The organism is Methylobacterium nigriterrae, assembly GCF_037106235.1.
Taxonomy (GTDB): domain Bacteria; phylum Pseudomonadota; class Alphaproteobacteria; order Rhizobiales; family Beijerinckiaceae; genus Methylobacterium; species Methylobacterium nigriterrae.
In genome coordinates, this window is record NZ_JBAWTG010000079.1 from 1 (window position 1) to 22201 (window position 22201).

The 22201-nt window shown below is 69.7% G+C and carries 14 protein-coding genes and 2 tRNA genes; 8 read left to right on the forward strand and 8 right to left on the reverse strand.

All coding sequences use genetic code 11. The features are described from left to right. Window positions 1–818: 818 nt before the first annotated feature. The 4 genes from WDW90_RS26145 to argC all read right to left on the reverse strand — a co-directional run bounded on the left by WDW90_RS26145 (window position 819) and on the right by argC (window position 3518). Window positions 819–895, reverse strand: a tRNA-Arg gene (locus tag WDW90_RS26145). Between the two features lie 165 nt (window positions 896–1060). Then, the gene (locus tag WDW90_RS26150) at window positions 1061–1606 is read right to left on the reverse strand and encodes a Ros/MucR family transcriptional regulator (RefSeq protein ID WP_336490438.1); all 546 of its coding nucleotides are present in this window, start codon (window positions 1604–1606) and stop codon (window positions 1061–1063) included. A 416-nt stretch (window positions 1607–2022) separates the two neighbouring features. Next, window positions 2023–2493 carry a nuclear transport factor 2 family protein gene (locus WDW90_RS26155; RefSeq protein ID WP_336490439.1) on the reverse strand — a complete coding sequence of 157 codons (471 nt, stop codon included), beginning with the start codon at window positions 2491–2493 and terminating at the stop codon, window positions 2023–2025. 71 nt (window positions 2494–2564) lie between these two features. Beyond that, window positions 2565–3518 (reverse strand): N-acetyl-gamma-glutamyl-phosphate reductase, encoded by a 954-nt coding sequence (gene argC / locus WDW90_RS26160; protein WP_336490440.1) that lies wholly within the window; start codon window positions 3516–3518, stop codon window positions 2565–2567. 205 nt (window positions 3519–3723) lie between these two features. On the opposite strand from argC, the gene WDW90_RS26165 reads away from it, so the two are divergent. After that, complete coding sequence (locus WDW90_RS26165; RefSeq protein ID WP_336490441.1) at window positions 3724–4239, forward strand: DUF5872 domain-containing protein; 516 nt, start codon at window positions 3724–3726, stop codon at window positions 4237–4239. A 122-nt stretch (window positions 4240–4361) separates the two neighbouring features. On the opposite strand, the gene rpsI is transcribed toward WDW90_RS26165, so the two are convergent. The 3 genes from rpsI to WDW90_RS26180 form a co-directional block, all read right to left on the reverse strand. Beyond that, on the reverse strand, window positions 4362–4844 hold the full coding sequence (gene rpsI, locus WDW90_RS26170; protein WP_336490442.1) for a 30S ribosomal protein S9: 483 nt from the start codon (window positions 4842–4844) through the stop codon (window positions 4362–4364). A 2-nt stretch (window positions 4845–4846) separates the two neighbouring features. After that, the gene (gene rplM, locus WDW90_RS26175) at window positions 4847–5308 is read right to left on the reverse strand and encodes a 50S ribosomal protein L13 (protein ID WP_336490443.1); all 462 of its coding nucleotides are present in this window, start codon (window positions 5306–5308) and stop codon (window positions 4847–4849) included. Window positions 5309–5497: 189 nt separating this feature from the next. Then, window positions 5498–5914 carry a PaaI family thioesterase gene (locus WDW90_RS26180; RefSeq protein WP_336490450.1) on the reverse strand — a complete coding sequence of 139 codons (417 nt, stop codon included), beginning with the start codon at window positions 5912–5914 and terminating at the stop codon, window positions 5498–5500. Window positions 5915–6004: 90 nt separating this feature from the next. On the opposite strand from WDW90_RS26180, the gene WDW90_RS26185 reads away from it, so the two are divergent. Then, window positions 6005–6586, forward strand: a complete 582-nt coding sequence (locus tag WDW90_RS26185) for a CoA-binding protein (RefSeq protein ID WP_336490451.1) — start codon at window positions 6005–6007, stop codon at window positions 6584–6586. Window positions 6587–6727: 141 nt separating this feature from the next. Here the strand turns inward: WDW90_RS26185 and WDW90_RS26190 are convergent. After that, a tRNA-Val gene (locus WDW90_RS26190) sits at window positions 6728–6802 on the reverse strand. A 234-nt stretch (window positions 6803–7036) separates the two neighbouring features. Between WDW90_RS26190 and WDW90_RS26195 the strand changes: the two genes are divergently transcribed. The 6 genes from WDW90_RS26195 (at window position 7037) to WDW90_RS26220 (ending at window position 22090) form a co-directional block, all read left to right on the forward strand. Further along, entirely contained in the window at window positions 7037–8977 is a 1941-nt protein-coding gene (locus WDW90_RS26195; protein WP_336490444.1) for an HAD-IIIC family phosphatase, read from the forward strand. 100 nt (window positions 8978–9077) lie between these two features. After that, window positions 9078–10124 carry a hypothetical protein gene (locus WDW90_RS26200; protein WP_336490445.1) on the forward strand — a complete coding sequence of 349 codons (1047 nt, stop codon included), beginning with the start codon at window positions 9078–9080 and terminating at the stop codon, window positions 10122–10124. A 139-nt stretch (window positions 10125–10263) separates the two neighbouring features. Further along, complete coding sequence (locus WDW90_RS26205; protein WP_336490446.1) at window positions 10264–11583, forward strand: UDP-glucose dehydrogenase family protein; 1320 nt, start codon at window positions 10264–10266, stop codon at window positions 11581–11583. Window positions 11584–12037: 454 nt separating this feature from the next. Then, window positions 12038–19471 carry an SDR family NAD(P)-dependent oxidoreductase gene (locus WDW90_RS26210; protein ID WP_336490447.1) on the forward strand — a complete coding sequence of 2478 codons (7434 nt, stop codon included), beginning with the start codon at window positions 12038–12040 and terminating at the stop codon, window positions 19469–19471. Further along, entirely contained in the window at window positions 19468–20835 is a 1368-nt protein-coding gene (locus WDW90_RS26215; protein WP_336490448.1) for an aminotransferase class I/II-fold pyridoxal phosphate-dependent enzyme, read from the forward strand. Before WDW90_RS26210 ends, WDW90_RS26215 begins: the two co-directional genes overlap by 4 nt. A gap of 643 nt (window positions 20836–21478) precedes the next feature. Continuing rightward, the gene (locus WDW90_RS26220) at window positions 21479–22090 is read left to right on the forward strand and encodes a PAS domain-containing protein (RefSeq protein WP_336490449.1); all 612 of its coding nucleotides are present in this window, start codon (window positions 21479–21481) and stop codon (window positions 22088–22090) included. Window positions 22091–22201: the final 111 nt, after the last annotated feature.

Below are 22201 nucleotides of genomic sequence, written 5' to 3' on the forward strand. Positions count from 1 at the left end.
GCGTCCTGAGCGGCGCCAGGCCAACCGCTGTCAGGCGCTGCGAAGTGGCAGGGTGCCGGGCTCTGCTGCGCTCCGCCGCATCGCTTTCTGCCCAGCAACGCTCCGGCTACGTCGTGCTGGTCGGGTGGCGCTGATCAGGCGTCCGAATGTGTTGCGTCCGTGTTGCATGGAGCCGCCAGCCACCCGTTGTAACCCGTTGAAAAATCACGGACCGTGTTGCGGCGTGTTGCAAGCCTCTTCGTGGCGGTTTCGGGCATGAAAAAGCACGCTAAGTCATTGACTAAGCGGGCAAAATCTGTGGTGAGCGCGCTGGGACTCGAACCCAGGACCTACAGATTAAAAGTCTGATGCTCAACACGTAGCACCTGAACTCGAGCGGAGGCAGGGGGAAGGGCGCGCCACGTGATCCGGGCCAGGGTCGTGCTCTGGGCCCAGACTGCGGCTCTGCCGGTGAGGGGGGCTCTCTGATGAGGCGCGTATTCAACCGTCAGCGCTTCCTCAACGAGGCGAGCAGCCACTATGCCACAGCGGCCTAACGCGCCATGGCTGAGCCCCAGCGCGGCCTGTACCTGGTTCGGATGGACATCATTGCGGCCGCCATCATGGCCTCAGCCTTCACATTCTCCGGTTTTGTCGTGCTGCTGGGATGGAGGTGATTCAGCGTACAGCCGTGTTGCGTTCGCGTTGCATGGAGCCGCGGAACGACGGACGTAACCCATTGTAATATCAGGGATTGTGTTGCGAATGGTTGCAACACGTTTAGTCAGAGTGCTTAAACGAAAAAGCCCGCCAAGTCTTTGACAAGGCGGGCTAATTTTTGGCGACCCCGGTAGGGCTCGAACCTACGACCTGCCGCTTAGAAGGCGGCTGCTCTATCCAGCTGAGCTACGGAGTCTGACGCCGACGCCCCTCTAGCAGGCCGCCCTTTTCGAGTCGACCACGCGCGCCGGGCCGGAAGCGGGTGCGCCCTCGCCTCACCCGCGCCGAGGCTGATCACTCGCGTTCGGCGAGCGCCGTCGAACCGCATTGCTCTCCGCCGCGGAGCCGGGACAGATCGAACTCAGGCGTCCTTCTTCTTGCGCGGGGCGCGGCGCTTCTTCTCCGGTGCGGGGAGATCCTGTGCGCTGTCCTCGGAAGCCTTCCTGGCGGCGGGCTCCGGCCGGGCGACTTCCTCGTTGGCGGACTTGGGCAGCCCCTTGCGCCTCTGCTGGCCGAGACCGAGGGCCCGCGCCAGTTCGGATCGCTGCTCCGAGTAGCTCTGCGACGTCATCGGGTAATCGGGAGCAAGTCCCCACTTGGCCCGATACTGCTCGGGCGTCAGGCCCCGCAGGGTCAGGTGGCGGCGCAGCGTCTTGTACTGCTTGCCGTCCTCGAAGCTGATCAGATAGTCGGGCGTGACCGAGCGACGGATCTCCTGGGCCGTGGCCTTGGGCGGGCCGGCATCGGCCGCGCCGCCATTCGCCGAAACAGCGCAGATGGCTTCATGCACGTCGCTGAGAAGCTTCGGCAGCTCAGCGCTTTGAACATGATTGTTGCTGACATACGCGGAAACGATATCGGCCGCGAGGGTGATGAGACGAGCCTTGTCGCTGTCGGTTTCAGTCATGATCGTTGTGCCGTCATTACGGTGCCGCGATGATCTTCAAGATCGTAAGCTCAGCATTCGCATTCGGCAAGATCTTTCAAGGGGAACGCAGCGCGCGGCCGGCCGATAAATGTGGACGGCACGGTGGTTTTCGACAGCGTTTCGCGCGAAAGACGATTTCGAGTGACATTCCCCGGCCGATCTCACGCGTGTCAGCGGAAATTTTGCGTGAAGAAGGGCCCTGAAATCATCGCCGCAAGTTCTCGCCAAGGTTGAGCGCAAAGAGCTCAAACTGCGCGGCAGCAATCCGAATTCAGGCTTAGATCGGAACCATCCTGCGGTACGCCCTAATGACCGCTGTGCTGGGTGCCGCGACGCGGCGAGCGCGTCCGGGGCGCCGAGAGCCTCGGAACGCGCTGCAGGAACTCGGGGGGGCGCTACAATCCGAGGTTGGATAAGCCCGGATGATCGGCCGGGCGCGGCCCCTGCGGCCAGTGGAACTTCCGGTCGGCCGCCGCGATCGGCACGTCGTTGATGCTCGCCTCGCGCCGTCGCATCAGGCCCGAATCCGTGAATTCCCACTGCTCGTTGCCGTGCGAGCGGAACCATTGCCCGGAATCATCGTGCCACTCGTAGGCGAATCGCGCGGCGATCCTGTTGCCGTGGAACGCCCAGACCTCCTTGATCAGCCGGTATTCGAGCTCGCGCTCCCACTTGCGCGTGAGAAACGCGACGATCGCCTCGCGGCCGCTGAAGAACTCGGACCGGTTTCGCCACCAGCTATCCGGCGTATAGGCGAGCGCGACCCGCTGCGGATCGCGCGTGTTCCAGGCATCCTCGGCGGCGCGCGCCTTCCTGGCGGCGCTTTCCGCATCGAAGGGCGGCACGGGGGGACGGATCTCGGACATCGCTCTGGTCACTCCGGGATGAGACGAAGTCCTCTGGGCCCCGCGCCGCGGGGCGGTCAAGAGAACGGCCGTCAGTCGAGCCCGAGCATCAGCCCGATATTCTGGACCGCCGCGCCCGAGGCGCCCTTGCCGAGATTGTCGAGGCGCGCGACGAGCACGGCCTGCCGATGCGCGTCGGAGCCGAACACGCGCAGTTCCAGCCGGTCGGTGTCGTTCAGATCCTCGGGCTCGAGGCGCTCTTGATGGGTGCCCGTCGTCGCCCCCTTCACGACCTGTACGAGCTTCTGGCCGCGATACCAGTCGGCGAGCGCGGTCTCGAGATCGCCCGCGCCCGGCTGCCCGGGCAAGCCGTCGAGGTGCAGCGGGATGCTGACCAGCATGCCCTGCCGGAAATTTCCGACGGACGGGATGAAGATCGGGCGCCGGGTCAGGCCGCTATAGGCCTGCGTCTCCGGCAGGTGCTTGTGCGCGAAGCCGAGGCCGTAGAGCTGGAAGGGCGGTGCGGCGCCGGCCTCGTAGCTCTCGATCATGCTCCGGCCGCCGCCGCTGTAGCCGCTGACGGCGTTGATGCTGATCGGGTGATCGGCCGGGATCAGTCCACCCGCGACCAGGGGGCGCAGGAGCGCGATGGCGCCGGTCGGGTAGCAGCCCGGATTCGCGACGCGGCGCGCCGCCCGAATGGCATCCGCCTGCCCTTCGGCGAGTTCGGCGAAGCCGTAGGCCCAGTCCGGATGGACCCGATGCGCCGTGCTGGCATCGAGGATGCGCGGGCCTCCGCCCGGCATCGCGTCGGCGAGCGCGACCGTCTCGCGCGCGGCCTCGTCCGGCAGGCACAGCACGACGAGGTCGACCTCCGCCATCAGGGTGCGCTTCGCGCCGGCATCCTTGCGGCTCTCGTGCGGGATGCTGCGCAGGGCGACCCGGCCGTCGCGCTCCAGGCGCTCGCGGATGCCGAGGCCGGTCGTGCCCGCCTCGCCGTCGATGAACACGGCGGGCCGCTCCGCGCCGCTGGTCTTGTCCGCCATCGCCTGCCTCATCCTCACAGCTTGCGCGCGAGGTGGAGGGTGCGGCCGCGCAAGTCAATGCCGGTTCGCAGTCTGTTCGCGGCTTCCCGGGAATCGCGGCCCGGATGGCGCGAATGCCGAGCCCGTCCACAACCGGAACTTGATCGAAGGAACCCGCCCGTTCAGGCGGCGGTTGACGGCCCAATCTAATCGAGAGGCGACAACGATGTCAGAAACGGCCGAGAAGACTGATCCGAAGCTCTGGGACAAGGTCAAGACGCGCGTCACCCAGTCGTCGAAGGGCGGCAAGCCCGGCCAGTGGTCGGCCCGGAAGGCGCAGATGGCGACGCGGGACTACAAGAAGGCGGGCGGCGGCTACGCCGGCAAGAAGGGCGACGACAACCATCTGAAGCAGTGGACCGACGAGGAGTGGGGGACGAAGTCCGGCCGCAAGAGCGGCGAGTCCGGGGAGCGGTACCTGCCGAAGAAGGCCCGCGCGGCGATCTCCGATTCGGACTACGAGCGCTCGTCCGACAAGAAGCGTTCGGACACCGCCAAGGGCAAGCAGTTCTCCAAGCAGCCGAGGGACGTGGCCAGGAAGGCCGCCGCGGCGCGCAAGGGGGCGGCCTCGAAATCCTCCGGCATCACGAAGGCCGAACTGATGAAGAGGGCCCAGGCCCGGAACATCCCCGGCCGCTCGAAGATGTCGAAGCCCGAACTGGAGCGCGCCCTGCGCGGGTGAGTCCGGAGCCTCGGTCCGCACGGGCAGGCCGTCCAGGGGTGGCGTTCCCCGTGCGCGGCCCGGATACGGAAAGGGCGGGCCCTTGCGGGCCCGCCCTCTCGTCTCGTCTTCGAGGTCGATGTTCAGCGCTTCGAGAACTGGAAGCTGCGGCGAGCCTTTTTGCGGCCGTACTTCTTGCGCTCGACGACGCGGGCGTCGCGGGTCAGGAAGCCCTCGCGCTTCAGGGGCGCGCGGAGTTCCGGCTCGTAGTAGGTGAGCGCCTTCGAGAGGCCGTGGCGCACGGCACCGGCCTGGCCCGAGAGGCCGCCGCCGGCCACCGTGACGGTGATGTCGTACTGGTCGACGCGGTTGGCCACCTGCAGCGGCTGGCGCAGGATCATGCGCAGCACCGGCCGGGCGAAGTAGGAATCGACCGGGCGGTTGTTGATGACGATCTGGCCGGAACCCGGCTTGATCCAGACGCGGGCGACCGCGTCCTTGCGCTTGCCGGTGGCGTAGGCGCGGCCCTGGGCATCCAGCTTCTGGACGTGGACCGGGGCCTCGTTCTGGCCCTCGGCGGCGGTGTTCGCCCGATTGAGATCGGCGAGAGACTGAAGGGTCGCCATGATCAAGCGCTCACGTTCTTGCGGTTGAGGGCGCCGACGTCGAGCGCCTGCGGCTGCTGGGCCTCGTGCGGATGCTGCGTGCCCTTGTAGACCCGGAGGTTGCCCATGATCTGGCGGAAGAGCGGGCCGCGCGGGAGCATGCGCTCCACGGCCTTCTCCACGACGCGCTCAGGGAAGCGGCCCTCGAGGATGTACTTGGCCGAGCGCTCCTTGATGCCGCCCGGATATCCGGTGTGGTGGAAATAGACCTTCTGGTTGTATTTCCGGCCGGTGAACTTCACCTTGTCGGCATTGATGACGATGACGTTGTCGCCGCAATCGACGTGGGGCGTGTACGCGGCCTTGTGCTTGCCGCGCAGGCGCATCGCGACGATCGAGGCGAGCCGGCCGACGACCAGGCCCTCCGCATCGATCACGATCCACTTCTTGTCGACGTCGGCGGGCTTCAGCGAAGTTGTTTTCATGGCCGAACCCGTGGCGTTGGTGGTGTGTCGAAAAAACGATGGCCGCCGCGTTCGGGACAACGCGGCGGCGTACGGCGCTCCCATTACGGGCAGACGGGCCTCGCGTCAAGCCGCTTCGGGATGGGTAAATCCGTAAAAATCCGATATTTTCGAGAGGCTTCGGAGATGCGGTAGCCTGGTACCGCTTGCCTATCTCCCGGGCGGGATCGAGTAGGTCCCGGTCGCGTGGCAGACGACGTCCTCGGCGTCCCGGGCGCGTATCAGCACCTCGCCGACCGCCAGGCGACGGCCGAGCTTGAGCAGGCGGGCCTCGCCGACAAGGCCCGTCGTGCCCGGCTTGCGTAGGAAGTTGAAGTTCAGGCTCGTCGTGACGGCGAGGCCGACCGGGCCGATATTGGCGAGGATGGCGGCGTAGAGGGCGAGGTCGGCGAGCGCCATCATGGCGGGGCCCGAGACCGTGCCGCCCGGGCGCAGGTGACGCTCGTGGTGGTCCATCCGCATGCGCGCGCTGAGCGGTCCGACCGCCTCAAGGTGGTAGCTGCGTCCGCCGTGGTGGATCTGCGGGAACTCGCGCTCCAGGAAATCGATCACCGCGGGCAGCGCCATCAGGGGCGAATCGGTCGGCGGCGCGGTCTGAAGCGGGGCATTCGTCATGTCCGCCTTGCAGCATGGGCGGCGATGACCGACAAGTCCGGCATGACGATCCCGACACTCGGCGACGCGCCCGACGGCCTCGCGACCCGCCACGACCGCTACGCCGACGCGACGATCCGGGCCGTTCTCAGGCAGACGCACAGCGTCGCGCTCGTCGGCGCCTCCGCGAACCCGGCCCGGCCGAGCTGGATCGTCCTCAAGTACCTGCTCGACCGCGGCTACGCCGTCACGCCCGTCAATCCGGGCCTTGCCGGCCAGAGCCTCCTCGGCCGGCCCGTGATCGGCTCGCTCGCCGAACTCCGCGAGCCGGTCGACATGGTGGAGATCTTCCGCAACTCGGCGGCCGCCGGACCGATCGTCGAGGCCGCGCTCGCCCTCGACCCGCTGCCGAAGGTGATCTGGATGCAGCTCGGCGTGCGCGACGACGCGGCGGCCGCGCGGGCCGAGGCACGGGGCATCACCGTGATCATGAACCGCTGTCCGAAGATCGAGTACGGGCGCCTCTCCGGCGAGATCGGCTGGACCGGCGTAAACTCGCGCATCATCAGCGCCAGGAAGCCCGTCCTGTCGAGCCGCGGCCTGCAGAAGCTGACGATCGAGGCGCGCGGCGGCCCGAAGGCGTGACCCGGCCGAGCACCGACGGCCCGGATCGGCTCGACCGACATTCGTGGATCGTGTTCGGGCTTGAGATTGGTCGGAGCCGGGAACCGCATTCTCCCGGTCAAAGCCGCCGCAGGGCGCACCCTGTGACATCAGCGGCTCGAATGGTGGGCGCGACAGGGATCGAACCTGTGACCCCTACCATGTCAAGGTAGTGCTCTCCCGCTGAGCTACGCGCCCGTCCGAAACCGTTCCGCTCCGGCGAGGTGGCGGCTATAGCGTCTGCCTCGGGGGGGCGCAAGCCTCCGATGGCGGGCCTCGCGAACTTTGTGCGGCCGCGCCCCGCTCTGCCCGAAGACGCCAGTCCCACAATCGCCACACCGGCGATCAATTCGGTGGCCGGGGCCGTTCGCGCGTCGCGCGGCGGGGCCAGGCCGCGTAGAACGTGCGCTGCCGTTCATGGGGAGCCGCAAGGTGCTGCCAGCAGAAGAGTTTCTGTTCCCGTCCGATCTCCGGGCGTCGGACGCCGCGATCCGGCGCTGCCTCCTCGTCGGATCGTGCATGTCGGAGGATTTCCTCCGCTTCATGCGGGCGAACCACGCCGGCGTGCCGATCGACCACATGCTCTTCAACAACGTGTCGACCCTGCCGCCCGCGCCCCCGAACCCAGTCGAGGCCTACGACTTCCAGATCGTGCAGCTCCCGGCCCGCTACATCCTCACGGACCAGATCGTGCGGTTCGACGAGGTGCAGAAGCCCGGCCGGGCGGACGACCTCCTGCGCTCGGCGCTGGCCACGCTCGAGCTGATGCTCGATTGCGCCCTCGAGTATAACCGCCGGCACGGGCTCCTGACCTTCGTGACGAACTTCATGGTTCCGCAATTCCCGGCCTATGCGGGGCTCGACAGCAAGGGAACCTCGCGCGACATCGCCTTCGTGGTGCGCGAGCTGAACCGCCACCTCGATGCCCTCGCCAGGAAGTACCGCAACGTCTACGTCATCGACATCGAGACGATCGCCTCGTCGATCGGCAAGCGCTACATCCTGAACGACACGTTCTACTTCTTCGGCCACGGCGCCGTCTGGTTCAGCGACTGGGCGAACTTCGAGCGCGGCCGCATCGAGCACGTGCCGGACATCACCGAGATCTCTCCCTCCCACCTCGACGCCTTCCTGCGCTGCATCTGGCGGGCGATGGAGTCCGGCTTCCGGTCGATCAGCCAGACCGACATGGTCAAGCTCGTGATCTTCGACCTCGACGACACGCTCTGGCGCGGGCAGATCGCCGAGCACTACGCGGAAGGCGTGCAACTCCCGATCGTTGACGGCTGGCCGGTGGGCCTGAGCGAGGCGGTCCACCACCTGCGCGCGCGCGGCATCCTCGTCGCCATCTGCTCGAAGAACAGCGAGAGCGTCGTGCGCGAGCGCTGGGACCGCGCGGCGCCCCTGAAATGGCTGTCCCTCGACGATTTCGTCGCGACCGAGATCAACTGGGAGCCGAAGGCGGAGAATGTCGGCCGGATCCTAAAGCGGCTGAGCCTCACGGCCCGCAGCGCGGTGTTCGTGGACGACAACCCCGTCGAGCGGGAGGCCGTGAAGACGGCCTTCCCGGACATCCGGGTGATCGGCTCGAACCCGTTCCACACCCGCCGCGTGCTGCTGGCCTCCCCCGAGACGCAGGTCGCGCGGGTCACGGGCGAGAGCCTGAACCGGGCCGGGATGCTGAGGAAGCAGCAGGTCCGCGAGGCCGAGCGGGCGAGCCTGTCGCGCGAGGACTTCCTGGCCGGGCTCGGCTGCTCCGTCCGGTTCCAGAAGGTGACGGCCTCGTCCGATCCCGCCTTCCACCGCTGCTTCGAGCTCATCAACAAGACGAACCAGTTCAATACCACCGGCAAGCGCTGGAGCACGGGCGAGATCGAGGCCTTCCTCGAAGAGGGAGGCGCCCTCTACGCATTCCACGTCACCGACAAGCACACCGAGTACGGCCTCGTCGGGGTGATCCTGTACCGGGACGCGGCCTTCGTGCAGTTCGTGATGAGCTGCCGCGTGCTCGGCCTCGAGATCGAGACCTCGGCCGTCCGGTACGTCCTCAACAGCGAGGCCGCGGGCGGGGCGCGGCGCGACTTCACGGCCAGGGTCAGCCCGACCGACGTCAACCTCGTCTGCCGCGACGTCTACGGCAGGGCCGGCTTCGACCCGGCCGACGCGTCGGGCGAGCGCTTCGCCCATGCCTGGTCGCAGCCGCTCGGCCTCGCCGGGCACCTCGCGATCGTGCCGCACGACCCCGCCGTGACGATCGTCAAGGAGGCGCGGGCAGGCATGCCGGCGCGACCGCCCGGCAAGGCCGCCGGTCGATTGTCGCGGGTTCCGCTGCTGCGCTTCGTGCGCTGGCGCCGGGACCGCATGGCAGGCTAGATCGGGCGGCGGGTACGGGAAAGCCGGCAGCCGGCATCGGTGACGGCGCCATTCCGGCCCGGATCCCGCCGGGGCAGGCCGGCGCATCGACGGTCAGAGCATGCGGTTCTTCATCGATTTCGACCAGGGCGACCGCATCGGCGGCTGGGTCGTTCCCGACAACCCGATGGCGGTGAGCCGGGTCGCCATCTCCGTCGACGGCCGCCGCGTGGCCGAGATGTCCGCCAACCTGATCGACCGGGGCTTCGTCGAGCGCGGCTGGCACTCGACCGGCCAGTGCACGTTCTGGATCATGGACGAGCACGTGCCGGGGCTCGCGACCATCCCGCGGCTCGAGGTGCATGACCTCGACACCAACATGCTGGTCCATCGGCGCGTGCCGAGGGAGGAGGTCGTCGAACAGCGGCTTCTCCTCATCAACACCAGCATCAATCCCGAGAGCGCGATCCAGGCGCTGCTGTTCCCGCATTTCCAGCAGAGCTATTTCGGCCTCGGCAAGCTCACCGAGGAGATGATGCAGTCCGTCTGCGGCAACCAGACGGTGACATCCTGCTTCCTGTCCGGCGGCCTGATCGTTCCTCGCTACGAGCATTACTTCGCCCACGACACGGCCCTGACGACGGCCCTCGTGCACGACCCGCATGTCGAGATGGCGACGCGCCTGCGCTGGCTGAAGGCACGCGCGGTGGTGGCCACCGATCCCGCCCAGAACTGGCGCCTCGGGCCGCTGGCTGAGGCCGCGACCTTCGTGGCCGAGCACGACCTCTCGGACCCGAAGAGCCTGAAGCGGCTGTTCCGGATGATGCCCGAGGCCGCCTACCGCCTGCTCTACAACCCGCTTACCCGCCAGTTCGGCACGAAGCTGCCGGACGATCGCGTGCATCCGGGCAACTCGATCGTCGCCATCGAGATCCTGGCCCGCGTCGGCATCGTCGGTCACCGCGACTATTTCGAGGCCTTCGTGGCGAGCGTGCTCGATCGCCTCGGGATCGACGCCCCCATTCCGGCCCCGCCCCCAATCCCCACGGAGACGCGCGACCTCGCTGAGCGCCTGCGCGGCGTGAAGGCGGTCGAGGAGATGCTGATCTTCGACGTCGCCATGGCCGAGGCGGTGCGCAATTCCGTCGCGAAGAACTGGGCGGGGTGACGGGCGCGGCCCGGCACGAACCCGGCTCCGAGGGGCCGGTTTCCCCGCGCGCGTTTCCCCGTTATGGGTGCACTGCAGCGAGGGGCCCTGGACGCCGCCTCGCCGGGCACACGATCGGGCCTTCCGGGGAGTTTCGCCTGTGCGCATCGCGATGGTTGGATCGGGCTATGTCGGCCTCGTCTCGGGGACGTGCTTCGCGGATTTCGGGCACAGCGTCGTCTGCGTCGACCACGACCCGGCCAAGATCGCGGCGCTCGACGCGGGCCGAATCCCGATCTTCGAGCCGGGCCTCGAGGCGCTCGTCGCCGAGAATGTCCGCCAGGGCCGCCTGACCTTCACGACCGGGATGCGCGCGGCGGTGGCCCAGGCCGACGCGGTCTTCATCGCGGTCGGCACGCCGTCGCGGCGCGGCGACGGCTTCGCCGACCTTTCCTACGTCTACGCAGCGGCCCGCGAGATCGCGGCGGCGCTCTCCGGCTACACCGTGGTCGTGACCAAGTCGACCGTGCCGGTCGGCACGGGCGACGAGGTCGAGCGCGTCATCCGGGAAGCGGCGCCGGACGCGGAGTTCGCCGTCGTCTCGAACCCCGAGTTCCTGCGCGAGGGCGCGGCCATCTCGGACTTCAAGCGGCCGGACCGCATCGTCATCGGGGCCGACGACCCGCGCGCCGCGCAGGTGATGAGCGAGATCTATCGCCCGCTCTATCTCAACCAGGCGCCGATCCTGGTGACGGGCCGGCGCACGGCCGAACTCACGAAATATGCGGCGAACGCCTTCCTCGCCACCAAGATCACCTTCATCAACGAGATCGCGGATCTCTGCGAGCAGGTGGGCGCCAACGTCCAGGAGGTCGCCCGCGGCATCGGCCTCGACAACCGCATCGGCTCGAAGTTCCTGCATGCCGGGCCGGGCTACGGCGGCTCCTGCTTCCCGAAGGACACGCTCGCGCTGGTCAAGACCGCGCAGGATGCCGGCACGCCGGTGCGCCTGGTCGAGACGGTCGTCGCGGTCAACGACAGCCGCAAGCGCGCCATGGCCCGGAAGGTGATCGCGGCCTGCGGCGGCGCCGTGCGGGGCCGCACCATCGCGGTGCTCGGGCTGACCTTCAAGCCGAACACCGACGACATGCGGGACGCCCCCTCGCTGTCGATCATCGCCGGCCTGCAGGATGCCGGCGCGCGGGTGCGCGCCTACGACCCCGAGGGCATGGACCAGGCAAGGCCCCTCCTGCCCGACATCGCCTACGCGGCCGATCCCTACGATTGCGCCGAAGGGGCGGATGCGCTCGTCCTCGTCACCGAGTGGGACGCGTTCCGGGCCCTCGATTTCGAGCGGCTGCGCGCATCGATGGCGGCCCCGGTCGTGGTCGACCTCCGGAATGTCTACCGCGCGGAGGACGTGACGCGGCGCGGATTTCGCTACACCAGCATCGGGCGCCCGGCCGCGACCGGCCTGTGAGCGGGCCGGTGCAAGCTCCAGGTCCGTCGAGGCGCGGCCGCGCCGGCTCGGGCAAGGTGTCGGTCATCCGCGGACCCGTGCCCGCGCGGCGCACGAAGGGTTTCGAGCGCTCAGATGCACCGAACGCGTGCAGGACTAGGCAAAGTCTACCGTTGGACCGTGCGGCGCGGAGATGGACTCGGCTCCATGTGCCCGCGCCAAATGTGGCAATTGTTGGGTGTCTTTCCAATGACTTCGCACCGAAGTAGCGGGCTAGTCGCCTATTAATGTGTGCGCCCTGTAAAGCTTCCGCTGATGAATACGTGCCACAGCCGGCCGCAAAGGTGGACTTCCGAGCAGGCAGCGGGCGGTCGCAGGTTGGACACCACAGTGGTGCCATACTAAGGGTGGACGGGATTGCTCCATGGCCGGCAACCGAATCGTCCCCCCGTTAACGAGCGTGTGCGAATCGAACGTGACACAGCGTACAGACATCGCGATCGTCGGTCGTGCGTGCCGGCTCCCGGGCGCACCGAGCGTGGATGGACTCTGGCAGCTGCTGACCGAGGCGCGGTGCGCCGTCAGCCGCATCCCGGACAACCGCTGGTCGCTTGATCGTTTCGGCCACCCGCGCGCGCAGGAGCGCGGCAAGAGCTACACCTGGGCCGCGGGCGTCCTCGACGACATCTGGTCCTTCGATCCGGGCGTGTTCGGGATCTCGCCGCGCGAGGCCGAGCAGATGGACCCGCAGCAGCGGCTGCTGCTGGAGCTGACCTGGGAGGCCCTCGAGGATGCGGGCCTGCGCCCCTCGGCCGTGGCCGGCACGAATATCGGCGTGTTCGTGGGCGCGTCCTCGCTCGATTACGGCAACCTGCGCATCCTCGACGCGTCGTCCGGCGACGCCTACGCGGCGACCGGCAACACGCTCTCGATCCTGTCGAACCGGATCTCCTACATCTTCGACCTCAAGGGTCCGAGCTTCACGGTCGACACGGCCTGCTCCTCGTCGCTCGTCGCCCTCGACGCGGCGGTCTCGGCGATCCGCGCGGGCCGCGTCGACACGGCGGTCGTCGCCGGCGTGAACCTGCTCGCCAGCCCGTTCAACTTCATCTGCTTCTCGAACGCGCAGATGCTGTCGCGCACCGGCCTGTGCCAGGCCTTCTCGTCGAGCGCCGACGGCTACGTGCGCTCCGAGGGCGGCGTCGTCCTCGTGCTGCAATCGGCCGAGGCCGCCCGCCGGCAGGGGCGCACGGTGCGCTCCGTCATCGCCGCGAGCGGCGTCAACTCGGACGGGCGCACAACCGGCATCTCCCTGCCCTCCGGCTACGCCCAGGGCGCGCTTCTCGAGAAGGTCTACCGCGAGGCCGAGATCGACCTCGACTCGGTCGTCTTCGTCGAGGCGCACGGCACCGGCACGCCGGTGGGCGACCCGATCGAGGCGAGCGCCATCGGCGGCAAGCTCGGCCGCGGCCGCCGGGCACCGCTGCCCATCGGCTCGATCAAGACGAATATCGGCCATACGGAGCCGGTCTCCGGCCTCGCGGGCCTGCTCAAGGCGAGCCTCGCTCTGGAGCACGACCTCGCGCCGGCCTCGCTTCACGCGGCCGAGCTCAACCCCGAGATCCGCTTCGACGACCTGAACCTGAAGGTCCTGCAGAGCGCGCTGCCGCTGGAGCGCGGTGCCAAGGCGCGGTTCGCCGGGGTCAATTCCTTCGGCTTCGGCGGCACCAACGCCCACGTCGTGCTCACCGACGCAAGCCCGGCCGCCGCCGAGGCCTCCCCGTCTCCCGGCGTCCCGGCCCGCGAGCCCGAGGTGCTGCTGCTCTCCGCGCAGAGCCGCGCGGCCCTCAACGACCTCGCCCTCGACTACGCGGACCGCCTCGCGGAAGCCGGCGCGGACGAGGCGGCCCGCATCGCGGCGGCCGCCGCGCATCGGCGCGAGCGCATGTCGACGCGCCTCGCCATCCCGCTCGACGGCAAGGCCGATCTCGTCGGCGCCCTGCGGGCCGTGGGCGAGGCGGAGGATGCGGACGCCGCACTCGTCGGCACCGCGGTCGACCGCGCCGCCGATGTCGCCTTCGTCTACTCGGGCAACGGCAGCCAATGGGCCGGCATGGGCCAGGAGGCCTATGCCGAGAACGCGATCTTCCGCGAGGCCTTTGACCGGATCGACGCGCTCTTCCAGCCCTATTCCAAGTGGTCGCTGAAGGACGCGCTCTTCGCCGAGGATCTCGACGAGCGTCTGGCGCTGACGAGCGTCTCGCAGCCCCTGATCTTCGCGATCCAGAGCGCCTCGACGACGGCGCTGCGCGCGCAGGGCCTGAGCCCCAGATTCGTGCTCGGCCACAGCGTCGGCGAGATCGCGGCCGCGGAAGCCGCCGGCATCCTGAGCCTCGAGCAGGCGGTGAAGGTGATCTTCTACCGCAGCCACCACCAGGAGGCGACGCGCGGCCACGGCACCATGGCCGTGCTGCTCGCGCCCGTCGAGGAGAGCGAGGCCTTCCTCAAGGACTTCCCGAACCTCGACATCGCCGCCTACAACAGCCCGAAGGCGATCACCATCGCGGGGCCCGTGGCCGCCATCGACGCGGCTCTGAAGGCCGCCTCGCGTAAGCGCCGCCGCGGTCGCAAGCTCGACCTCGCCTATCCCTTTCATGGCCGGATCATGGATCCGACCGAGAAGCCGCTGCTGCGCGACCTCGCCGGGCTGAAGCCCGCTCCCGGCACGACCGCGATGGTCTCGACGGTGACGGGCACGGTGCTGCCGGGCACCGAGTTCGGCGCCGGCTACTGGTGGCGCAACATCCGCGAGCCGGTCCATTTCTGCGACGCCGTGCAGGAGGCGACCCGCCAGGGCGCGCGCGTCTTCGTCGAGGTCGGCCCGCGCGCCACGCTCCTGTCGCATATCGGCGACGCCATCGAGCCGCTCGGCATCGAGAACGCCACGATCGGCGCGATGCATCGCAAGGCGGCGGGCGGCGACCCGATCCGCAAGACCGTCGCGGCGGCGCTGGTGCAGGGCGCGGCGGTCGACGAGACGATCGTGTTCGGCGACGACCCGCAGGGCGAGGTCGGCCTGCCGGCCTATCCCTGGCAGCGCCGCAGCTTCCGGCTGGCCGAGACGACCGAGGGCGTCGGCGCGGCCGCGCCGCGCCCCTATCACCCGCTGATCGGCTCGCGCGTCGCTCCGGATGGCCTCGACTGGCACGGCTACGTCGACGTCGTCACGGTGCCGGAGCTCGACGACCACCGGATCGAGGGCCAGCCCATCATGCCGGGCGCCGGCTTCGTCGAGATGGCGCTCGCCGCCGCGCGCGAGGCAATGCGCAGCGAGACCGTGGTCCTCGCCGATTTCGAGATCCACGCGCCGATGGTGTTTGGCGAGGATGCCCTGCGGGAGGTGACCGCCCGGCTCTCGGGCAGCGGCAACCAGATTCAGATCCTGAGCCGCCCGCGCCTGACCCAGGCGCCCTGGCAGCTGCACGCCTCCGCCAAGATCGTCGAGGGCACCTTCTCGGTCCCGGCGGCCGAGGACGTCGAGGTCCCGTCCGAGCACGCGGTCAGCGGCGCCGAGCTCTACGCCCGGGCGGACGCCGCCGGCCTCGGCTTCGGCCCGACCTTCCGCCAGGTCGCGCTCAGCGCCCGCATCGACGAGACCACCATCGTCTCCGAGCTTCGGCCGGCCGAGGCCGACGCGCGCTACGGGCTCGTGCCGGCCCGCCTCGATGCCTGCTTCCACGGCCTGATCCTGCTCTTCGCCGACCTGCTCGGCGAGAATTCCACCAAGGCCTACATCCCGGTCCGCTTCGGCGAGGTGCGGCTCCTGCGTCCAGGTGCGGCGATCGCGAGGGCCGTCATCCGCACTCGGCGCTGCAACGAGCGCAGCATCCTGGCCGATTTCTCGGTTCTCGACGCCGAGGGCGAGGTCATCGCCACGATCCGCGAGGGCCGCTTCCAGGCGCTGCGCGCCAGGGGCGGCGGCGAGCTCGCGGCCTACGCGATCACCCAGCGCCCCGAGCTCGCCACCGAGCCGACCGCGATCCCGACGGAGCGCCGGCCGAGCATCGCGGCGCTGATCCAGCCGCAGGCGAGGGCCGCCCGCGCCGAGGCCGAGGCGCCGCTCTCGCCCGGCCACTTGCTCCTCGAAGGCTGGGCGACCGCGCTGGCCTACCGGCTCGCCGCGGGCCTGCGTCGCGCCGGAGCTGTGGCGATCGACCAGCGCGTGCCGGCCGAGATGCGGTCCTGGCTCACCAATGCCCTCCACGCGCTGGAGAACAGCGACCTCGCGAGCCGCGAGGGCGCGCGCTGGACATTGCGCGACGACGTCGAGCTGCCGGCGCCGGACGAGATCGTGCGCTGGGTCGCGGCCGACCATCCCGAGCTCTCGGCCGAGCTCGTGCTGATCTCGGATGTCGGCGCCCTCGTCGACCGGCTGCTCGCGGGCGAGCTGGCCGAGGCGCCGAGCCTGCCGCAGAACGCCCTCGACGCCTTCGCGCTGCGCAGCGCCACGGCGCGGGCCTCCGCCGACGTGATCGCGCGCATCCTCGAGGCGAGCCGCGCCCGCCTGCCGAAGGACCGCGCCCTGCGCCTGCTCCAGGTCGGGTTCGGCCCGCTCTCGGCCCAGGCCGCCGCCTTCGCTGACGGGATCGAGGCGCGGCTCACCGTGTTCGAGACCGACCGGCGCCTGGCCGAGCGGGCCCGCCTCGCGCTGCCCCGCGGCGTCACGGTCGTGGAGGAGGCTGCCGAGCTCGCCCCCGCGAGCTTCGACGCGGTGCTCGCCAGCAACGTGCTCCATCGCGGCGAGCGCGAGTTCCTGCCGCGCCTCTCCGAGGCGCTCGCCACCGGCGGCCTGATGATCGCGGTCGAGCCGGGCGCCTCGCTGTTCCGCGACCTCGTCTTCGGCCTCACCCCGGGCTGGTTCGAGGCGGGCGCCGACGAGGTGCCGATCGGGCGCCTCGACGACATCACGGGCTGGCAGCGCGCGCTCAGCGCCACCGGCCTCGTCAGCGTGGCGGCCGAGCGTGCGGTCTCGGGCAACGGCGACGACCTCCTGCTCGTCGGCGAGGCCCCGCCCCGGCCCCGCCCCGCCCCCGCGCAGAGCTTCGCCTTCGTGATCGGCTCGGACGATTCCTTCGCGGCCGAGACCGCCTCCTCGCTGGCCACGCTCCTCGTCGCGAGCGGCGTGCACGTCTCGATCATCCTCGATTCCGAGACCTCGCTGCTCGAGCTCGAGCGCGAGACGCCCGACACGGTAGTGTTCCTGGCGGGCGCCTTCACGCGCGGCGGCGAGGCGGCCGAGCGCCTGCGCGACCGCTGCCTCAGCCTGAAGCGCTGCGTCGAGCATCTCGGCACGCGCCAGACCCGCCTCTGGGTCGTCTCCCCCGGCGCGACGCGCGACCGCGGCGGCTCCGCGGCCTCCGTCGAGGCCGGCGTCTGGGCCTTCACCCGCACGCTCGCCAACGAGGTCTCGAGCCTCGACGTGCGCCGGATCGACCTCGCGCCGAGCATGTCCTCGAAGCGGGCCTCCGAGCGGCTGCGCGACCTGATCCTGTCGGGCACGCCCGAGACCGAGATCATCCTCGACGACGACGCGACCCGGGTGATCCGCTTCGCGCCGGGACAGGCCCCGCGCCGTCAGGCCGCGGACGCGGTGCCGGCCGAGGCGGCGCGGCTCGAGCGCAGCAACACCGGCGGCCTCAACGAGATGGTCTGGGGCCCGGCCGAGCGCCGCACCCCCGGCGCCGGCGAGGTCGAGATCGCGGTCGAGGCCACCGGCCTCAACTTCCGCGACGTGCTCTGGGCGCTCTCGATGCTGCCCGAGGAGATCCTGGAGGACGGCTTCGCCGGCCCCCGTCTCGGCCTCGAATGCGCGGGCCGCGTCGTGGCCGTGGGCGCCGGCGTCAAGGCCTTCCGGGTCGGCGACCCGGTCGTGGCCTTCGCTCAGTCCGGCTTCGCGACCCATATCGTGGTGCCCGAGCTCGTCGTGGCGCCGAGCCCCGCCGAGCTCGACCCGATGGCCGCCGCCACCGTGCCGGTCGCCTTCCTCACCGCCTATTACGGCCTCGTCTCGCTGGCGAACCTGAAGCGCGGCGAGTGGGTGCTGGTCCATGGCGGCGCCGGCGGCGTCGGCCTCGCCGCGCTCCAGATCGCCAGGCTCAGGGGCGCGCGCGTGATCGCCACGGCGGGCTCGCGCGAGAAGCGCGCCCTCGTGAAGACGCTCGGGGCCGAGCACGTGCTCGATTCCCGCTCGCTCGCCTTCGTGGACGACGTGCGGCGCATCACGGGCACCGGCGTCGACGTGGTGCTGAACAGCCTGTTCGGCGAGGCCATGGAGCGCTCGCTCAACGCGCTGAAGCCCTTCGGCCGCTTCATCGAGCTCGGCAAGCGCGACTACGTCGCCAACACCCATATCGGCCTGCGGCCCTTCCGCCGGAACCTGTCGTATTTCGGCGTCGACCTCGATCAGGTGCTCCAGCACCAGGGCGAGGACGGGGCGCGGCTGTTCCGGGAGGTGATGGCCCTGTTCAAGGACGGCGGCCTGAAGCCCCTGCCCTTCCAGCCCTTCACGGCGGATGAGACCTCCGACGCGTTCCGGCTCATGCAGCAATCCGGGCATGTCGGGAAGATCGTGATCGCGCCGCCGCGCCCGGGCCGGGTCCTGGCCCAGGCCAGGCGCCCCTTCGCGATCGCCGGCGAGGGCGTGCATCTCGTCACCGGCGGCCTCGGCGGCTTCGGCATCGAGGCGGCGCGCTGGCTCGCCGACAGGGGCGCGAAGCGGATCGTCCTCGTCGGCCGCAAGGGCGCGACCACGGACGAGGCGAAGGCGCTCCTGGCGGAGCTGACGGCGCGCGGCGTCGGCGTCGAGGCCAAGGCCTGCGACATCACGAGCCGCGCGGCGGTCGACGCGCTGCTGGCGGAGGTGGAGAGCGGCGGCGTCCGGCTCGCCGGCATCATCCACGGCGCGATGGTGCTGCAGGACGGCCTGATCGCGAATCTCGAGGCCGGGGCGCTCGAGGCGGTGATCCGCCCGAAGGTGATCGGCGCGCAGCACCTCGATGCGGCGACGCGCGGCCGCGCGCTCGACTACTTCGTGCTGTTCTCCTCCGCCACGACCTTCATCGGCAATCCGGGCCAGGGCGCCTACGTCGCCGCCAACGGCTTCATGGAGGGCCTCGCCCGCCAGCGCCGCCGTCTCGGCCTGCCCGCGATGGCGGTCGCGTGGGGCGCGATCGGGGATGTGGGCGTGCTCGCCCGCAACAAGGCCGTGATGGAGACGCTCGCCGGCCGCGTCGGCGTCACGCCGATGGAGGCGCGGCGCTGCCTCGACCTGATGGAGGAGGCCCTCCAGGGCCAGGGCGAGAGCCCGGACGAGGCCGTGATCGCCATCGCGGCGATGCACTGGGGCAAGGCGCGCGAGCGGCTCGCCACCATGCGCTCCCCGAGCTACGCCGAACTCGGCTCCGACCAGCAGGCGGAGGCCGGGGCGGTCGCGGCGATCAACATCGGCGCGCTCCTGAAGACGCAGGACATCGACGCGGTGCGGAAAGTCGTGGCCGACGCCATCGTGGAGGACATCGCCCGCATCCTGCGCCTGCCCAAGGACGACATCAGCCGGGTGCGCCAGCTCTCGGAAATCGGCCTCGACTCGCTGATGGGCGTCGAGCTCGGCGCCAGCCTGCAGGAGCGCTTCGCCCTCGACGCGCCGCCCGCCGGCATCTCGTCGGGCCTCACCGTCAACGAATTGTCCGAGACGCTGATCCAGTCGGTCTCGGCGCCGGTCGACGAGGCGGCGGGCGTGGCGCTCAGCCTCGCCCAGAAGCACGTCGGCGATCTCGACGCGGGCGCGCTCGCGCCGTTCCAGACCCTCGTCGAGCAGAACAGCCTGGAGATCAAAGAGATCCTGCCATGACCCAATCGCCACGACCGGACGATGGGCGCGCGGCGCTCGCGGGCTTCGTGACCAACCGGCTCGGGCGGGGGCCGTCCCGGCCGCAGCCGGCCCGGCCGCAGGCCGCCTCGGGCGACGCCTCGGTGCAGAACTTCGAGACGCTGCCGGGATACCGCGAGCTGAAGCTGCAGCGCTCGGCGGCCGACCTGATCGGCCTCGGCAATCCGTTCTTCCGCGTCCACGATGCCAAGGCCGGCGCGACGACGCGGATCGACGGACGCGACTACACGAACTTCTCGTCCTACGATTATCTCGGCCTGAACGGCCACCCGAAGGTCAACGCAGCGGCCCGCGAGGCGATCGAGGCCTACGGCACCTCGGCCTCGGCGAGCCGGATCGTGGCGGGCGAGCGGCCGGGCCACCTCTCGCTCGAGAAGGCGCTCGCCAGGCATTACCGGACCGATGCCTGCGTCGTGATGGTGAGCGGGCACGCCACCAACACCACCACGATCGGGGCCCTGCTCGAGCCCGGCGACGTGATCTTCCACGATGCGCTGAGCCACAACAGCATCGTCACGGGCGCGCAGCTCTCGGGCGCCCAGCGCCGCTCCTTCGCCCATAACGACGTCGACGCGCTCGAGAGCCTGCTCGCGGCGACCCGGCACGAGCACCGCCGCGCCCTCATCGTGATCGAGGGCCTCTACAGCATGGACGGCGACGCGCCGGACCTCGCCGGCTTCGTCGCCTTGAAGGAGCGCTACAATGCGTGGCTGATGGTCGACGAGGCGCACGGGCTCGGCGTCACCGGCGCGACGGGCGCCGGCCTGTTCGAGCATTGCGGCGTCGACCCGCGCTCCGTCGACATCTGGATGGGCACTCTCTCGAAGACGCTCTCGACCTGCGGCGGCTACATCTGCGGCCCGGCGGCGCTGATCGAGTATCTCAAATGCACGGCCGGCGGGTTCGTCTACAGCGTCGGCATGTCGCCGCCGCTGGCGGCCGCCGCCGAGGCGTCGCTCGCCGTCATGCAGGCCGAGCCCGAGCGCGTCGAGCGCCTGCGCCGGAACGGCAACCTGTTCCTCACCTGCGCCAGGGAGCGCGGCCTCGACACCGGCACCAGCCTCGGCCTCGCGGTGATCCCGGTCATCGTCGGCGACTCGCTGAAATCGGTCACTCTGTCGGACCGTCTGTTCAAGCGCGGCATCAACGTGCAGCCGATCATCCATCCGGCCGTCCCGGAGCGCGCCTCGCGGCTGCGCTTCTTCCTGACCTCCGAGCATACGCCGGAGCAGATCCGCGAGACCGTCTCGGCGGTCGCCGAGGAACTCGCCGCAATTGAGAAGGGCGGCTCGCTGATCGAGCAGCTCCTGGCAAAGCGGGGCTGAACCCGTCTCCGGTTGCGTCCGTCGGTTCGGCGATGACGGTCCCGCCCCCTCGACCTCATCCTGAGGTGCCGCAGCGCAGCGGAGGCCTCGAAGGAGGACTCCAGGCGGCTCTGCGGGCCCTGGAGACCTCCTTCGAGGCCGCTGGCGCGACGCCTCAGGATGAGGTCGAGGGTGGGACGGATGGCTCCGCCCGGTTCCGGATCGGATCCGTGCGGATCTCATGCGCCGGCCACCTCGATCAAACTGAGACGTCATGAGAATCGTGCACCGACCCGGCGAGGCCGTGCTCGGCTCCGCCCGGGCTGCGGCGGCCATTTGCCACGCTCGATTTGCGATGCTATTGCAATTAAAAGTCTATTCTCCAGTAAATATATCATCAAAAGTTGTGTAAGTGCCGCGCTTGATCTGATCTGTGATCGGGTTTTCGATCCGCGCCCGCGGAACTTGGCGGTTTCCGTTCGGATTCCGCATGAACAAATAAGTTGCCAGCGGTCTCGCCGAGGCGGAATTCGCGTTATACAATCAAAAATATATCATCCAGCTTGGCCTCGCGGTGCAGATTTTGCTCACTTGGCCCGGATGGATTGCAACGGCTGGCCGGCGGTCGCGACCGTGGGCATCGCGGCTGCATGCGGGAGCGAACATGGCAAGTTCGGAGCCGATCGACGGAAACAAGGCGCCGGCGGGCATCTTGGAGGCGGCGCTGAACGCCTCGGACGTGGTGGGCATGTGGGGATGGGACGTCGCGCGCTCGCTCGTCACCCTCGACGAGGGAGCCGCCCGCCTCCTGACCGGGGATGGCGCCCTGGCCGGGCAGGTCCTCGAGCTGGATCGCTGCCTCGTCTGCGTTCATCCCGAGGACGCCGCCTGGCTTCGCGATCACATCACGCAGAGCGGCAAGGCCGGCGGACCGTTTCTCTGCGAGTATCGCGTCTGCGGATCCGGTCACGGGACCCGATGGGTGCTCAGCCGCGGCCGCATCGAGCTCGGGCCGGACGGCGAGCCGGCTCGCGGCCAGGGCATTCTCATCGACATCACGGAAACGCGGCTTGCCGGCGAAACCTACTTCGCCACGCCCGTCGCCTCGAACGCCCATCCGCTGGAGCAGGCCGCGGATCACTGCATCGCTGCGCGGCGTGCGCTCGACGGTATCGAGAACACGGCTCTGCGCAATCTCATGGACGTGGCGCTCTGGGAGATCGGCCGCGAACTGGCGCGGCGCGAGAGCGCCGAGCGGCGGCGGTCCATGAACTGATCCGCCCCAGCCTCCGGGTGCTGTTTCAGCGGGTATAGGCGTATGTCGCGGCTGCGGCTCCGACGGGGCCTGCGACGGCGGAGAAGACGGAGAGCACCTTCTGGACCTCGG